A 15110-nucleotide genomic window follows, 5' to 3' on the forward strand; every position below is an offset into this window, starting at 1 on the left:
CTTCCTCATGCCTCGGGCGGATAGGGATGCTCGCGCCCGTCCGGATCGGTCACCCGCTGCCCGTCGGCGGTGTCGCGCAGGTAGCCGGGCCCGACCGGCACCTTGCCGTAGCCGCCGGGAATGTCGAGCACGTAGGTGGGCTGTGCGAGCCCCGAGAGCCGCCCGCGCAGGGCCCGCATCAGCGTCTGTCCCTCCGCGAGACCGGTGCGGAGGTGGGCGGTGCCCGGGGCGAGATCGCCGTGGTGCAGATAGTAGGGCTTGATCCGGTTCTCGACGAACGTCCGCATTAGGGCCTCCAGCGTCGCCGCATCGTCGTTGACGCCGCGCAGGAGCACGGACTGGCTCACCATCGGGATCCCGGCATCGATCAGACGGGCGCAGGCAGCACGGGCGCCCGGCGTGAACTCGCGCGGGTGGTTGGCGTGCAGGGCGACGAAGACCGCGCCTCCGAACGTCCGCAGGGCGCGCACGAGCGGATCCGTCACGCTGTCGGGCCGGACCACGGGGACGCGGGTGTGGATCCGCAGCACGCGCACGTGGTCGATGGCCGACAGCCGCCCCGCGATGATTCCGAGGCGTCTTGCCGAGAGCGCGAACGGGTCGCCGCCGGTGAGCACCACCTCCCAGATCCGCGGATCGCCGGCGATGTAGGCCATGGCGGCCTCCAGCTCGTCCTCGCTCAGCGTCCCGAGGCCGTTCGGCCCGACCATTTCCCGGCGGAAGCAGAAGCGGCAATAGACGGGGCAGACGTGCAGCGGCTTGAGCAGCACGCGGTCGGGGTAGCGGTGGACGATCCCGGTCACCGGCGCGTGGGCGGCGTCGCCGATCGGGTCGGCCCGCTCCTCCGGCGCGATCCGGACTTCCTCCGCGGTGGGCACGAATTGGCGGGCGATGGGGTCGTCCGGGTCGGTCGGATCGATCAGCTCGGCCATGTCGGGTGTCAACGCCACGGCGTAGCGGGCCAGCACCGTGCGCAGCACCTCGGCCTCGACGCCGGAGATCAGGCCGGCGGCGGCCAAGTCGTCGGTGCTGCGCAGGGTATCGGTCACGCCAGGGTCTCCGCGACGGGGGTCCAGATGACATCCTCGATGCGGCCGGCGCCGCAGGCGAGCATCGCCAGCCGGTCGAAGCCCAGGGCGATCCCTGACGCGTCCGGCATCGTCGCCAGCGCAGCGAGGAACTCCTCGTCGATCGGATAGCGTTCGCCGTAGACGCGGACCTTCTCCGCCATCTCGATCTCGAAGCGGCGGCGCTGTTCCTCTGGGTCGGTCAATTCGCCGAACGCGTTGGCGAGTTCGACCCCGCAGACATAGAGCTCGAAACGCTCGGCCACCCGGCGATCGTGCGGCGCCGGTCGGGCAAGCGCCGCCTCGCTCACCGGATACTCGCACAGGATCGTCGGCCGCCCGATGCCGAGATGCGGCTCGATGCGCGCCACGAGGACCCGGGAGAACAGGTCGGCCCAGGTATCGTCCGACGCGACCCGCAGGTCCGCACCGGCGACCATGCGGGCGAGGGCGTCCCGATCGGTCTCGCCGGTGCGCGAGACGGTGGCGAGCAGGTCGATCCCCGCGAAGCGCTCGAAGGCCTCGGCCAGGGTCAGCCGCTCGGGCTCCGCGTAGGGATCGGCCTCCCGGCCGCGAAAGACGAAGCGGCGCAGTTCCGCGGTGGCGGCAGACTGCCGAATCAATGCGATGCAATCCGCCATCAGCGCCGTGTAGGGCGCGCCGGCCCGATACCATTCCAGCATCGTGAATTCCGGATGGTGCAGCGGCCCGCGCTCGCGGTTGCGGAACACGCGGGCGACGTTGAACAGCCGCGTCTCGCCGGCGGCCAGCAGCTTCTTGCAGGCGAATTCCGGCGAGGTGTGGAGATAGAGCGGCGTGCGCGCGCCGCTCGCGCCGACGGCCTCGGTGGCGAAGGCCGAGAGATGCGCCTCGTTGCCCGGCGAGACCTGGAGGCAGGCCGCCTCCACCTCGACGAAGTCGCCCGCGGCGAACCACGCCCGGATCGCCGCCAGGAGCCTGTTGCGCAGGATCAGCGCCGGACGGCGGTCGGCATGGCGGTCCGGAGTCCACCATCGGGGCGGCGAGACGGTCAGGGCCGGGCGGGGGTCGGCTGGGTTCGGCACAGGCTCATCCTCGGCCCCGTCCGGCCGCAGGGCCGACGCGTTCGCGACGGACCCGGTGTCGGCTCGCGTCGACGGTTCGGCGCCCGCTGGCAACCGGGACGCAGATGCGATAGTGGCGAGGGTCCGAAACGCAGAGCCCGCGCTTGGCGCGTGCCGCTCCCCATGTCAATGCAGGACGCCATTCCGTGAAGGTGATCGCCTCAACGCTCCGTAAGGGCAACGTCGTCGATAAGGACGGCAAGCTCTACGTGATCCTGTTCGCCGAGAACATCCATCCCGGCAAGGGCACGCCGGTGACCCAGCTCGACATGCGCCGCATCACGGACGGCGTGAAGGTGTCCGAGCGGTACCGGACCACGGAGCAGGTCGAGCGCGCCTTCGTGGAGGATCGCGAGCACACCTTCCTGTACAGCGACGCCGAGGGGTTCCACTTCATGAACCCCGAGAGCTACGAGCAGGTCGCGGTGCCGGCGGACGTGGTCGGTGACGCCGCCCCGTATCTCCAGGAGGGTATGGCGGTCATGCTGTCCGTCCATAACGACGTGCCACTGACGATCGAGCTGCCGCAGCGCGTGACCCTGGAGGTCACCGAGACTGAGCCGGTGCTGAAGGGGCAGACTGCCTCCTCGTCCTACAAGCCCGCCACGCTATCGAACGGCGTGCGCACCACCGTGCCGCCGCATATCGCGGCCGGGACCCGCGTCGTCGTCATGACCGCCGACGGGGCTTACGTGGAACGCGCCAAGGATTGAGCCGGCGTCTGTCGCAGCGCGCGTCAGTGCGGCGCGTGCGCGGCGTTCTCGATGGTGCTGTAGCACCCCTGCGACAGCGCCTGAGCCCGCAGCCGCTCCGGCACGCTGAACGGCCTGCCGTCCTCCCGGAAGAGATCCTCCTTGAGGAGCGCGTCCGACGTGCAGCGGGCGGCGATCCGGCAGAGCGGCGGCTCGCCGCCGGTGCGGGTGCAGATCGTCACGTAATCGGCGCGGAACGAGCGGAGACCGGCACGCGGGTTCGAACCGGTAACCGCCACCACGCCGGTGAGCAGGGCGAGCAGAACCGGCTGGTGGATCAGGTAGACCACGAGACTGTGGCGCCCCGCGAAGGTCGCGCAGCGACCGAGGGCCGAGCGCGGTGACCAGGCGCCGAGACGCGAGCCCGCGAGCCTGGGCAGGCCGACCCGGCCGAGGACGATCCCGGCGAGCACCAGGCCGAACCAGGGGAACAGCGGGACGTAATCGTTGGTCCGCGGCGTCACCGATCCGAGGCCCAGGAAGAACAGCGCGGGCGCATCCAGCACCGCCGCACGCACGAGAAGCGGTGCGGCGAGCACCAGGGCTGCCGCCAGGGCGGTGATCGGTACGGGCACGAACAGGAAGGGCAGCGCCAGCACGCTCGACAACGCGATGCAGTGCAGGATGCCGAAGAACACGTAGGCGTCGGGGAACGCGATCCAGGTCCCGAGGGTCACCAGGGCGGCCGCACCGCCGATGCGCGCGAGCCGCATCAGGGTCGGCCGGAGGCGGAGGCCCCGGCCGTTCATCAGGACGAGCCCGACCCCGACCAGGATCAGGAAGCTGCCGGCGATGGTTTCGGCGGCGCGGTGGCCGGCCGGCGTCAGGGCGTAGTTCTCGGTGGTCAGCCGGAGATATCCGAGGTCCCAGAGCCCGTGGTAGCTCGCCATGGCGACGAGGGCCGTGGCGCGCGCCGCATCTATGATCGGCAATCGCCGCCGTGCCCCGGGGGTCGGGGCGGTCGGGGGCAGATCGATGGCGGGGTCGACGGACATGATGTCGAACCCAAACCACGCGGGTACGGTGGGTGCCAAGGCCTCGCCGCGCCGACCCGGAACGGCGTGCCGCGATCGACGGACCCTCTCAAAAACGTGACCGGTGCCGGGGTTCGATCTTCCGGCCGACTTCGGGGACCGCCAAACGGAAGATTCGCCTTACGACGCTGTGCGTTTAGACCTATCGGTCCACGACCTGCGACCGATCGACTGTTGCCGCCGCGCATACAAGCATCGAGATTGCAACTCGGCCAAGCTCGCCTGCCGACGAAACGGGCTTCCCGGGAGTCAGGACTTCGTTAATCTTGCCGGGAGAGCGCGCGGCGTGATTCAGGGTAGGTTGCTCGGCCATGTCTGACGAACGCGGATCCGGGCCGGAGAACCTCGATCGGGCAGCCGACCTCCGAGGCGGCGAGACGATGCAGCGCGAGGACGAGGTTCTGGACCTCGTCAAGGTGGCCGGCCACATCAAGTGGTTCGACGTCTCCAAGGGATTCGGCTTCATCGTGCCGGATGACGGGGCCCCCGACATCCTCCTCCACGTCACCTGTCTGCGTCGGGACGGCTATCAGGCGGCGAGCGAGGGGGCGCGCATCGTCGTGGAGGCCGTGGAGCGGCCGCGCGGCTGGCAGGCCTTCCGGGTGGTCTCCCTGGATCAGGCGACGGCGGTGCATCCCTCGGAGATGCCGCTACCGCGGACCCACGTGACCGTGACGCCGACGAGCGGCCTCGAGACCGCCGTCGTGAAATGGTTCAACCGCCTGCGGGGGTTCGGCTTCCTGACCCGGGGCGACGGCACCCCCGACATCTTCGTGCACATGGAAACCCTGCGCCGGTACGGGATCGCCGAACTCAAGCCCGGCGAGGCGGTGCTGGTCCGCTACGGGGACGGCTCGAAGGGCGTCATGGCCGCCGAGGTCCGACTGATCGACGGGGCGCTCCCGGCCTCGCATTAGCGCGCCGCCGCGATCCCGACCCCCGGGAGGATGCGCCAAGGCGGCGCTTTCTGGCCCCGCGCCGCATATCCCGTTCCGACGCCGGTGATCCTGACGCGGATTCCCCCCGCGGATGTCTTGGACTATTTCAGCGCGGAGCGGCGCTGAAACCGCGCACCATTTTCTGAGAGGCACCAGCCCGTGAACGTTCTGTCCCGCCTCGCGACGGCCCTGGCCATCGCCGGCTTTGGCCTGACGACCCTTATTCCGGTCCCGGCGGTCCGCGCGCAGGCGCCGGCCCAGGCCGCGACGCCCAAGGCGGAATCGCTGACGATCGTCACGAAGGCGGGGCCGAAGCGCTTCGACGTCGAGGTGATGCGCGACGATGCCGGCCGGTCCCGCGGTCTCATGTTCCGCCGGCATATGGCGGCCGATCACGGAATGCTGTTCGACTTCGAGCGTGACGAGCCCGTCACCATGTGGATGAAGAACACCTATCTGCCGCTGGACATGGTCTTCATCCGGCCGGACGGAACCATCAGCCGGATCGCCGCCGACACCGAGCCGCTTTCCACCGCGATCATCCCGTCAGGGAGCCCGGTCGTCGCTGTTCTGGAACTCAATGCCGGCACGGCCGCCAAGCTCGGTATCCAGCCCGGCGACCGGGTCGAGCACGCGCTGTTCCGAAGCCGCTGAGGTGGGTCCCCTCTGAGCGAACGCATCGGGAACAATCACCTTGACCAACGCGCCGAACCGCGCCAGTGTTCCGGCAATGTTCCGGTGCTTCGGAACGCCGAGCCAGCGCGGAGGACCCGATGAACGACGTGGCCGAGGCCGAGCTGTACGGCAATGATGAGTGGTCCGTGCAGGCGGAGGGGATCGAGCACCGGGACACCGGCTATTTCATCGCGCGTGACGCGCTCGCGAGGCGCCGGGCCGAGGGCCTCTGGGACTGGCCGCTGCAGATGGCCGAGAAGCGCTGGTGCCGGCCGAGCCTGTTCCGGGAGGCGTTTCTCGCCGCCCTCGAGTGTTTCGGCATCGCCCGGGACGCCGAGCTGATCCGGTCCTTCGCGCTGGGCTACGGGATCCGGGCCGTGGTCGCGCCGGCCGCGGAGACCTTCGTCACGCTGTCCGACATGCTGCAGCCGCGGGAGATGCCGGCCAGGGTCTGGACGACGGCACGGCCCGCCATCCGCGCGCTCACCGCCGCGGGGGCGTAACGCCTCATACGAGGGGCGACGATGTCGGTGGCCCTGGCGGGCGCCCGACCGTTTTTCGTCCAAGGAGTTTTGGTCGAGCCGAGGGCGATCCGCGCCGGAGTTTCGGGCCCCTGGGAGACGCCGGTCGCCAAACGCGCTACCCCTTCCCGGGCACCAACGGAGACCCCACCATGGCGGATCAGGACACGGCAGGGCGCGCGGCGGGTCTCGATGGCCTGATCGTGCCGCCGCTGTCGCGGCGCAGCTTCGTGATGACCAGCCTGATGAGCGGCCTGACTCTCGCCACGACGCGGGTCGAAGCGCAGGTGATCCACACCGACGCCACCGGCATCGAGGCCGGCGAAGTGAAGATCCCGGCCGCGGACGGGCCGATGCCCGCCTACCGGGCCGTCCCGGAGGGGGAGGGGCCGTTCCCGATCGTTCTGGTGATCGAGGAGATCTTCGGCGTCCACGAGTACATCAAGGACATCTGCCGTCGCTTGGCCAAGGTCGGATATTGTGCCGTCGCGCCCGAGCTCTATGCCCGGCAGGGCGATCTCTCGACCATGACCGATCCCAAGATCATCATCCGGGACGTCATCGCGAAGACGCCGGATGCCCAGTGGATCAACGACCTCGATGCCACGGCGGCCTGGGCCGGCTCGGCCGCGAAGGGCGACCTCCACCGGCTGGCGGTCATGGGATGGTGCCGCGGCGGGCGCGACGTGTGGCTCTACGCCGCGCATCGCCGCGACCTGAAGGCGGCGGTCGCCTGGTACGGGCCCATCGGCGGCGAGCGGACCGACATCCAGCCGCGCACGGCCGGCGATGTCGCTGCGGCGATCAACGCGCCGCTGCTCGCCCTCTACGGCGGGGCCGATACGGGCATTCCCGTCGCCTCGGCGGAGGAGGCGCGCGACCGGGCAGAGGCTGCGGGCAAGAGCGTCGAATTGGTGGTCTATCCGGATGCGCCGCACGGCTTCCATGCGGATTACCGCCCGAGCTATCGGCGCGAGGCCGCGGAGGACGGATGGCAGCGCGCGCTGGCCTTTCTCAAGGCGCACGATGTCGGCTGAGCGGTAGTCCGTGCGGGACTGCGGCGTTCGATCGGGATGTGGTGACGCCTTCGCCGTCCCGGATGAACCGCCTTTGCCGATCGCTCCCTGGAACTGACCTATCGCGATCGGCGGCAGGTCTTTGGACCATGTCGGCACAGGTATCCCGGCGTTGGTCGAAGGCTGTGTTACTCAAGACACAACCAGAACTTCTCGATTATGCCAGGATCACAGGAGGCTCCGTGTCCGCGCGGATCCGGTTCGATACCGCGATGCGGTGTTGAACCGATCGCGGCGGTCGCCGTTCAGCCCTTGTAGAGTGTCCTGGCCCATGAGCGATTCGGTACAGACCGGCCAGAAACCCGTGATTCTCGTCGTGGAGGACCAACCCGACGAGCGCTTCCTCGCGGCCACGCTCCTGGAGGATACGGGCTTCACCGTGATCGAAGCCGAGACCGCGGATCGGGCACTTGCCATCCTCAACGACCGGGGCGACGAGGTCAGCGTCGTCTTCTCGGACGTGCGAACGCCCGGACCGATCGGCGGCTTCGAACTGGCGCGGATCATCGGCGTGACCTGGCCGCGGGTCAGGGTGCTCCTGACGTCAGGCGACGCGGGCGATCAGCCGAGCGACCTGCGGGTTTCCGCGACCTTCATTCCGAAGCCCTGGCGCGCCGAGGATATCCTGGCCTGGGTCGAGCAGGCCGCGGGCCGCGCGCCCAGCACCGGTGGTCCATCCATCATCGGTCCCGGCGGCAAAATTATCAGTCCCGGCTTGGAAACTTGAAGCAGGGGCGTCGTTGTACGCCACTCCTGACGTGCGGCGCCGCCCCCCCCCCCGCCAAAGACCGCAGATCGAGCGTCGCCATGAAGATCGTCGCTGCCAATCACGCTGATTCCCTCCGCCGTTCCGGGGACTGGGATACGGCCGAGACCACGGTTCTCGAATTCCTCGGCGAGGAACTGCGCAGTTTCTACGGCGCGGCCGATCAGGTGCTGCCTCTGGAACTGGCGGACCTCGCCCGGCGCCTGGAGGGCTCCGGTATGGGGCCGGGCGATCATCACGTGGCCTGACGCCGCCCTAGCGTGCCTTAGAATCGGCTCGTCGCTCGGGAAGCGACCTTTCCCCGTTCCGCGCCGCGCGGAAGTGTAGGTCGGCCATCTTTCTCACTGTGCTTGCGTCATCCCGCGCACCGTCGAGAGGATCTATCAAAAATCATCGCGCCTCACAGGCGCTCCCGCCTACCCCTGCGAGCGCAGTCGCGTAGACAAGTCCGGTTGGTTAAAGCCTTACCGCCTCGACAAGAGCCGTACCGAGTCGCCAACAGGAGAGAATCTGCTATTCAGCGCTGACAGTCCTGCCGGCGCAGCGCGTTTCTCAATCGAGCCTTTCATGCGTTTCACCGCTCTTCGCGAATCGCTCGTCGCGGTCGCGATCATGACCCTGGCCGGTTCGATATCGGCCCGGGCGGCAACGCCGCCGCCTCAGCCCGCAGACGGGCCCGGGAGCTTCGGAGACCGGAAGGCCGCGGTGACCAAGCGCCTCCTCGGGCGCGGCGCAGCCGGCAGCTTCGCGTTCTATACGGCGGGCGCCGCGCCGGACGTGGGCCGCCCGGTCGCGGTGTTCCTGCACGGCTGGGGGGTCGTGAACCCGCAGAGCTACGGGGCCTGGATCGACCACCTCGCCCGGCAGGGATGGCTCGTCATCCTGCCGCGGTTCCAGGACGTGAACCGCACCCGCCCGGCTGACGCGCCCGCTCTCGCCGGTTCACTCGTGAAGGCCGCCCTCGCCGACCTCGCCGGTGACAGCGAGGCCAAGCCCGACCTCGGGCGCGTCGCGATGATCGGCCATCTGGCGGGCGCGCCCCTGGCCCTGGATCTCGCCGCCGAGGCCAAGGCGCGCGGTCTGCCCGTCCTGAAGCTGATCTTCGCCGTGACGCCCGGTGGGATCGCCAGCGGACCGAAATCGCGGGGCATCGCCCTCGGCGACCTGTCGGCCATCGATCCGTCCACGCTCATCGTCACCATGGTCGGCGACAAGGACACGCGAGCCGCCGACATGGCCGCCCGACGCCTGCTGCGCGAGGCGAGTGCGGTGCCGTTCGAGCGGAAGCTGTTCGTTCGGATCCTCTCGGACGATCACGGCTTCCCGGCCCTCACGGCGACGCTGGCGGCCCCGGCCGGTCTGGATACGGCCTACGACGGCGGCGCGATCAAGGCCGCCCCGGAGCCGAAGGATGCGACCAAGGACGATCCGAAGCCGCCGCCCTTCCGCTGGTCCGCCGATATGGCGCTGACGGGCGAACAGCAGACGCTGGTGGCGCAGGTGAATCTCGCGCGGGTGGACGCGCTCGACTACCTGGGATTCTGGAAGACCTTCGACCTCGCCGCCGCCGCGGCCTTCGCCGGCTCCGACGCGACGACCCTCAAGGCCAATCCGCGCCTGGCCGACATGGAGCGCTGGAGCGATGGCTGGCCGGTCAAGCGGCTCGCCGTCGAGACGCCCCGTCAGGCGCCGGCCGCGCAGGCCAAAATGCCCGCTGCACCGGCGAAGGACCCGTCGGCGCAGGCCAAGGCGCCCGCGACGCCCGCCCGAAGGCGCTGACGATCCCGGACGCGCAGCTTGGCCCTGGCTCACGGTTTGCTAGGCTGATCCCGTTCGGAACGGGAGCGATCGTATGCCCGAGTTCGTCGCCAGCCTGCTGGCCGCAGCGGCCTTCTGCCTGACCCTGCTCGCCCTGAACGCACTCACGCGGATGCTGATCCAGGCCCATCTCGGCCACCCCGACCTGGGCGAAACGGGATTTCTGCAGTTGGGCGGCGCGCTGGTGGTGGCCCGCATCGCGTACCGGCGATCCCCGCACCGCGGGACCTTCTGACGGCGATCTGACAGGCGCGGACCGGTCGAGGCGTCTTACCCCCCTCTGGCGGGCGCTCCATCTTTGGGGAAACCACGACGTGGCATCCGCGATCGTGCCGAAGCACACGGGATGCGCTGCGCCGAGGGCGGCGTGCGCATCTCGGGGCATCCCGGATTTGAGACGTCCCGAAGCGTGCCGACTTTCAACGCAGGAAGGTGCCGAACGCGCGTGGGCCGTTGCCTGTCGGTACGGTTTTGATCACCTTGAGTGTGCCTGCATCGATGAGGCTCAGGGTGTTGTCGCCCCAGTTGGCCACGCAGAGGCGGCCGTCGGCGTCGGCTGCAATCCCCTCGGGGTGGTCGCCCACATCGATGTCGGTGATCGGCTTGAGCGTATTGAGGTCGAACACTGTGACGCTGCCGGCATATTGATCGGTGACGAAGCCGCGGCCCTGCGTCAGGGCGATCACGTAGGGGCGGCGGCCGGTGGGGATCCGTCCGATCTCACGACCCGCTGCCAGGTCGATCACCGACACGTCGTCGCTGGTCACGTTGGCCGTGTAGGCCCGGCCCGCCGCGGCATCAAGGGTGATGCCGAACGGGTGCTGGCCCACCGGGATGACCTTGGTCTCACGCCGTCCGGCGGCATCCACCACCGAGACCGTATCGGCCTCGCGATTGGCCACGTAGAGTGTCGCCCCGTCCGGGCTGACGGCGATGCCGGAGGGCGAGGCCCCGACGGCGATCTCGCCGTCCGGCTGCAGCGTGCCGTCGCGCTCGGCCAAGACGAACAGGCGGTGGCCGTACCAGTCGGCCACGTAGACTGTGCCGCCCCGCGGGTCCGCCGCGATGCCGAGTGGTCCGCCGGGCAGGGACACCTCGGACAGGATGCGGCCGGCATCGAGGTCGATCACCGCAATCCCGTGACCCTCCGGGCGGGTCACGTAGGCAAGCGTGCGATCCGCCGACAGGGCGATACCGGCCGGCGCCCCGTCCACGGGGATGCGGCGGACCAGCGTGCCCGCGTTCAAGTCGATGATCTCGACGGCACCGCCGAGCTGCGCCGTGACGATCGCCTCCCGCGCCGGCTCGGCGCGGGCGACGGTCGCCACGAGGGCGAGGCCGGCGGCGAAAGCCAATCGGCCCCGGGCCGGGCTCACGAGCCCGTCTCGACCTTGGCCTTCAGGTTCGCGAGGCTCGCCTTGATCCAGTCGCCGACGCCCTTCTCCGAGGCCTCGTCGCTCAGCTCGGGCGGCGGATCGTTGTTCATGTAGCCGCGGTAGAAGGCCGCCTTCCATTCGACCTTCGACTTGGCGTCGCCCTCGGGCTCGACCGTGATCGTCGCCGAATAGTCGTTCGCCGGAAGGTCCTTCACGTCGACCTTGTCGATGTAGTACGAGAACAGCTTGTCCTCGGGCTTGTACTTGTTGCTGGTCTCCTGGATCTGATCGCCGTTCTTCAGCGTCAGAACGCGCTTGAATTTGCCCGCCGGGTCGCCGGTGAGTTCGGTCTTGGTGACGTTCTGCACCCAGTCGGCGTTCTTCACGTCGCCGAGCACCGCCCAGACCTTGTCGGCCGGGGCGTTGATCTCGATCGACTCGGAAATCTTGCGCCGGGTCGGGCCATGGGCCTGAGCCGTCACGGCGACGAGCGCTGCGGTGGCCGCCAAGGCCAGGGTGATTGCCTTCATCGTGTCCTTCTCCTCCCGCCCTCAGCGGTCGTCCCGACCGAGGATCCGCGCCGCGGGGCCGAGCGCCTCCGCGACCTTGTCCTCGATCCAGTCCCAGGCCTCGCGTTCGCGCGGGCCCGCGGTCTTGCCGATGGCGATGGCGAGGTAGGCCATCTCCGTCAACACCTTGTCGGGCTCCAGCATGTGGAGCCGGGTCGAGAGTATCGCGCCCTCCAGAACCGCCGCCTGGGCGCGGTTATAGCCGATGAACGGCGCGTGCGCGGCGCTGTGGACCATCTGTCCGCGAAAGCGTGGGCGGGTCGCGTGATCCTCGACCGAAGCCACCGCGAACTCGGCGTGGCCGAAGCTGTCGGCGAGACGGCGACCGGGAATGGCGTCGCAGGCCACGGTCGGCCAGTCGCGCCGGCCGGTCACCGCGCCCGCGATCACCCGGATGTCCCGGGGGCTTGAGGCCGCGAAATAGGGGCTCGCCTCCAGATTGGCGATGGTCGGCGACGGCCGGAACGGCGCCAGCACGTAGCCGTCCGCCTCGCCGATCAACCCGAACGGGACGAGGTGGACCTCGCCCGCCGGCGAGAGCGTCGTCACGATGGTCTCCAGGATCAGCGGCATCGGCTCAGGTCCGGTCCGATGGGACGAGCCGACCGCAGACCAGCTGCGCGGGCGGATCCTGCCGGTGCTCCGGCTCCGTCCCGGAACGGGCGGCGGCGGCGGACACGGTCTCGGGGGGACGCGCGTCGGCCTCGGGCCTCACCAGGCGGGCGTCGCGCGTACCGGGCGGGGGGGCGTCCGGGCCGGAATGCCGGGTGTGGCCGGCCTTCTTGAAGGCGGTCGCGTCTTCGATCTCGGCATCGGCCGCGCAACCCCAGTCGAGGGGCTCGTCCTGCACGTAGCGCTTTCCGAGCCGCCAGGCAGTCTCGGCCTTCGCGAGTTCCGCCCCGAGATAGAAGGCGTGGGCGCCGTCGCTCGCCACGGCGAGATCGGGAAAGAAGGCCATCGCGTCGGTGCCGACCCTGTGGATGTCGCGGTTGTAGACGTGGATCCCGTCCTCCGCGACCGCGATCCGGTAGTTCGGATCGCGCACTTCGGCGGCGGCCTGGGCGATCTCTTCGGAACTCTGCACGAAGGGGCGCTTGTCGTGGAGGGCGAGCAGCGCCCGGCCGTAGCCCTTGGGCAGGGCGGAATCGGCCTTGGCGGCGTACATCACCCGCCGTGCGGCGTCGTGCTCCTCGACGGTGCGGCGGGTGTGGTTCGAGACCTGGACGATCAGCACGTTGCCGATCGCCAGTTCCGAGCACATGCCCACGAGGAGGGCGGTGATGCCCAGCGAATCCGCCTCGGTCAACTCGGTGAGGTTGCCGGTCCCCATCATCATGGCGATGTCGGGCCAGCGGGCGCGGGTCTCGCGGTAGCGGGCGATGGAATCCACGAAGCCGTGGTGGATCGGCTCGAGGATCGGATCCGCAAGGAACGGCCGCCCGGCCTTCTGCATGCGTTCGATCGCCCGGTCGAGGGATGGCAGGTCGTCGGGCCGCGTCGGGACCAGGATCGGCACCGCGTCCGTCTCGAAGGCGAGGTCGAGGGTATCCTCGTTCAGGCTCAGCAGGTAATCGGCGCCGGCGGCCGCGCCCCGGGCCAGTTCCTCGCGGGAGAAGGAATCGACGCTGACCGTCAGGCCAGCCCCCTTCAGGGCCCGCACGGCATCCTCCAGATGCGGGAACGTCGTGTCGGGCAGGCCGCCCAGGTCGATGACGTCCGCGCCCCGGCGGGCGAGGTCGAGACCCTTGGCCAGAATCTCCGCGACGCTCATCTTAGAGGCATCGACGATCTCCGAGAAGATCCGCAGGTCGTGCCGGGAGAGATCGACCTTGCGGGCGGCCAGGCCGAGCCAGGCCGGCAGATCGACGACCTCGTCGGGACCCCGCTCCACCGGCAGGCCGAAATGCCCGGCGAGGCGTTCGGGATCAGCCCGGCAGCGGCCCGGCAGGATGATACGGGTGGCGCCCGGGGGCAATTCGACCCGGCGGCGGATGATCTCCTCGGTCATGAGCGCCGCGACCTTCACGCCGGCATCCACGATGCTCCAGCGAAATGTTTCGGGCAGGCCGGCGGCGACCTTCTCCAGCCGTGCCCGGGCGAGGCGCCCGGTGACGAACACGATGTGCTCGGAAGCGCTCACGCCATGACCCTCGGCGCGACCGCGACGCGCTGAGCCGGTCCCCAGATCTCGATCCGACCCGCGAAGCGCTCGGCGAAGACAGGGAAGGCGGCGTCGACCAGCCCGTCCTGCGCCAGGGCGGCGGCATCCTGCCCCGGCGCGGGGTCGCGGGACTTCACCAGCACGCAGCGCTCCGCCCCGACCTGGCGCGCCAGCCACAGGGCGAGGCTGTCGGAGGTGACGTCCCAGGTCTCGGGAATGTCCGGATGGCCGGCGCGCAACCGCCGCGGATTCCATACCCGCGCCCGGGCCGGCGCGGTCTCGGACCAGGGGTCCAGGCTCTGCACGAGGCGCGGCTCGATCGCGCGGAAGATATCGGCCGCATCACTCATGGCGTCGAGGGCCCGGCGATGGGCCTCGGCATCGCTGAACCGTTCCCGGACCTGCGCGGCCCGCACCGCGCTGGCCAAGGTGCCCCCGCCCGGCACGACGATGCAGCGGCCGAGCGCGCCGTCCGCGAGCGACGCCAGCAGGGCGCGCCGCCGATGCGGATCGGTCTCCAGGCTGCCGCCGACCTTCACGACGGCGATCACGCGGCGTCCCGGTGGTGCGGTCGCAGGGCGCGCAGCACCTCGGCGATGCGCAGGGGATCGATGCCGTTGCGCCGGTCGAAGTCGCGGCAGAGACCGCCGCGGAAACCGAGATAATCGGGCTCGTGCGCCCCCAGGGCCATGATATCGATCACCCGGAGCGAGCCGGCGAGCCCGCTCATCAGGCCGTGGGCGCGGCAGGCCGCCGTAAAAGCCGCCAGTTCATCCGACGCAGCGAGATCGGGCAGGCGGGCGCCGGTTTTGCCCGCCGTATCGATCATCGCACCGGCGAATCCCGCCTTCGCCAGGGCGGGCACGAGTTCGGCCGCAGGCCCGTCCTCGGCGAACAGCACGGCGATCACCCGCCCGGGCGCCGCCGCGGCGAGCGCCGCGCAGCCTGCGATGTCGCCCCGGCGCCCGGCATCGAGCCCGGTCTTCACCCAGGCCACGCCGGTTGCGGCCATCGCGGCCAGAGCCGCCGGATTCGGGTCTGCGACAGCACTGGTCTCGGCCCCGCCGGAGACGCGGGCGACGATCTCGCACACAACGCCCGGTTCGAGGGCGCCGAGGGCCCCGCGCTCCGGGTCCTTGGCGTCGATCAGGTCGGCACCCGCGAGCCGCGCCGCTTCGGCCTCGGCGGGATCACGGACGCTGACGAGGAGGCGGGGCGGGGCTCGGCGCGGAACGGAGGAGGAGGACACGGAAC

18 protein-coding genes are annotated in these 15110 nt (G+C 70.1%); 9 read left to right on the forward strand and 9 right to left on the reverse strand.

The window, feature by feature from the left end; genetic code table 11:
• Positions 1–5: 5 nt before the first annotated feature.
• The gene (locus tag AC3IF1_RS10700) at positions 6–1049 is read right to left on the reverse strand and encodes a lysine-2,3-aminomutase-like protein (RefSeq protein WP_489217517.1); all 1044 of its coding nucleotides are present in this window, start codon (positions 1047–1049) and stop codon (positions 6–8) included.
• Entirely contained in the window at positions 1046–2131 is a 1086-nt protein-coding gene (gene epmA / locus AC3IF1_RS10705) for an EF-P lysine aminoacylase EpmA (protein ID WP_489217518.1), read from the reverse strand. Before epmA ends, AC3IF1_RS10700 begins: the two co-directional genes overlap by 4 nt.
• Positions 2132–2316: 185 nt before the next feature.
• Between epmA and efp the strand changes: the two genes are divergently transcribed.
• A complete protein-coding gene (gene efp, locus AC3IF1_RS10710) occupies positions 2317–2883 on the forward strand; it encodes an elongation factor P (RefSeq protein WP_243973770.1) in 567 nt (188 codons plus the stop codon).
• Between the two features lie 23 nt (positions 2884–2906).
• On the opposite strand, the gene AC3IF1_RS10715 is transcribed toward efp, so the two are convergent.
• On the reverse strand, positions 2907–3917 hold the full coding sequence (locus AC3IF1_RS10715) for a heparan-alpha-glucosaminide N-acetyltransferase (RefSeq protein ID WP_489217519.1): 1011 nt from the start codon (positions 3915–3917) through the stop codon (positions 2907–2909).
• A gap of 350 nt (positions 3918–4267) precedes the next feature.
• Between AC3IF1_RS10715 and AC3IF1_RS10720 the strand changes: the two genes are divergently transcribed.
• The 8 genes from AC3IF1_RS10720 (at position 4268) to AC3IF1_RS10755 (ending at position 9985) form a co-directional block, all read left to right on the forward strand.
• Positions 4268–4873 carry a cold-shock protein gene (locus AC3IF1_RS10720; protein WP_489217520.1) on the forward strand — a complete coding sequence of 202 codons (606 nt, stop codon included), beginning with the start codon at positions 4268–4270 and terminating at the stop codon, positions 4871–4873.
• A gap of 180 nt (positions 4874–5053) precedes the next feature.
• Positions 5054–5548: a DUF192 domain-containing protein gene (locus AC3IF1_RS10725; RefSeq protein WP_489217521.1), complete on the forward strand. Its 495-nt coding sequence runs from the start codon at positions 5054–5056 to the stop codon at positions 5546–5548.
• Positions 5549–5667: 119 nt separating this feature from the next.
• Entirely contained in the window at positions 5668–6072 is a 405-nt protein-coding gene (locus AC3IF1_RS10730; protein ID WP_489217522.1) for a hypothetical protein, read from the forward strand.
• A 170-nt stretch (positions 6073–6242) separates the two neighbouring features.
• On the forward strand, positions 6243–7127 hold the full coding sequence (locus tag AC3IF1_RS10735) for a dienelactone hydrolase family protein (RefSeq protein ID WP_489217523.1): 885 nt from the start codon (positions 6243–6245) through the stop codon (positions 7125–7127).
• A 310-nt stretch (positions 7128–7437) separates the two neighbouring features.
• Positions 7438–7893 carry a response regulator gene (locus AC3IF1_RS10740; protein WP_243973766.1) on the forward strand — a complete coding sequence of 152 codons (456 nt, stop codon included), beginning with the start codon at positions 7438–7440 and terminating at the stop codon, positions 7891–7893.
• 80 nt (positions 7894–7973) lie between these two features.
• A complete protein-coding gene (locus AC3IF1_RS10745; RefSeq protein WP_489217524.1) occupies positions 7974–8180 on the forward strand; it encodes a hypothetical protein in 207 nt (68 codons plus the stop codon).
• Between the two features lie 319 nt (positions 8181–8499).
• Positions 8500–9711, forward strand: a complete 1212-nt coding sequence (locus tag AC3IF1_RS10750) for an alpha/beta hydrolase (RefSeq protein WP_489217525.1) — start codon at positions 8500–8502, stop codon at positions 9709–9711.
• 73 nt (positions 9712–9784) lie between these two features.
• Positions 9785–9985, forward strand: coding sequence for a hypothetical protein (locus AC3IF1_RS10755; RefSeq protein WP_489217526.1), 201 nt, complete (start codon positions 9785–9787; stop codon positions 9983–9985).
• Between the two features lie 184 nt (positions 9986–10169).
• On the opposite strand, the gene AC3IF1_RS10760 is transcribed toward AC3IF1_RS10755, so the two are convergent.
• The 6 genes from AC3IF1_RS10760 to AC3IF1_RS10785 are packed head-to-tail and all read right to left on the reverse strand — an operon-like array spanning position 10170 to position 15105.
• A complete protein-coding gene (locus AC3IF1_RS10760; protein ID WP_243973762.1) occupies positions 10170–11126 on the reverse strand; it encodes a YncE family protein in 957 nt (318 codons plus the stop codon).
• Positions 11123–11656 carry an SRPBCC family protein gene (locus AC3IF1_RS10765; RefSeq protein WP_243973761.1) on the reverse strand — a complete coding sequence of 178 codons (534 nt, stop codon included), beginning with the start codon at positions 11654–11656 and terminating at the stop codon, positions 11123–11125. Before AC3IF1_RS10765 ends, AC3IF1_RS10760 begins: the two co-directional genes overlap by 4 nt.
• Positions 11657–11677: 21 nt before the next feature.
• Positions 11678–12268 (reverse strand): DUF447 domain-containing protein, encoded by a 591-nt coding sequence (locus tag AC3IF1_RS10770; RefSeq protein WP_243973760.1) that lies wholly within the window; start codon positions 12266–12268, stop codon positions 11678–11680.
• Between the two features lie 4 nt (positions 12269–12272).
• Positions 12273–13835, reverse strand: coding sequence for a DUF6513 domain-containing protein (locus AC3IF1_RS10775; protein ID WP_489217527.1), 1563 nt, complete (start codon positions 13833–13835; stop codon positions 12273–12275).
• A complete protein-coding gene (locus AC3IF1_RS10780; protein WP_489217528.1) occupies positions 13832–14407 on the reverse strand; it encodes an amino acid kinase family protein in 576 nt (191 codons plus the stop codon). Before AC3IF1_RS10780 ends, AC3IF1_RS10775 begins: the two co-directional genes overlap by 4 nt.
• The gene (locus tag AC3IF1_RS10785) at positions 14404–15105 is read right to left on the reverse strand and encodes a (5-formylfuran-3-yl)methyl phosphate synthase (protein ID WP_489217529.1); all 702 of its coding nucleotides are present in this window, start codon (positions 15103–15105) and stop codon (positions 14404–14406) included. The genes AC3IF1_RS10780 and AC3IF1_RS10785 overlap by 4 nt, the downstream gene beginning before the upstream one ends.
• Positions 15106–15110 lie beyond the last annotated feature (5 nt).

The organism is Methylobacterium sp. E-012, from assembly GCF_057836545.1.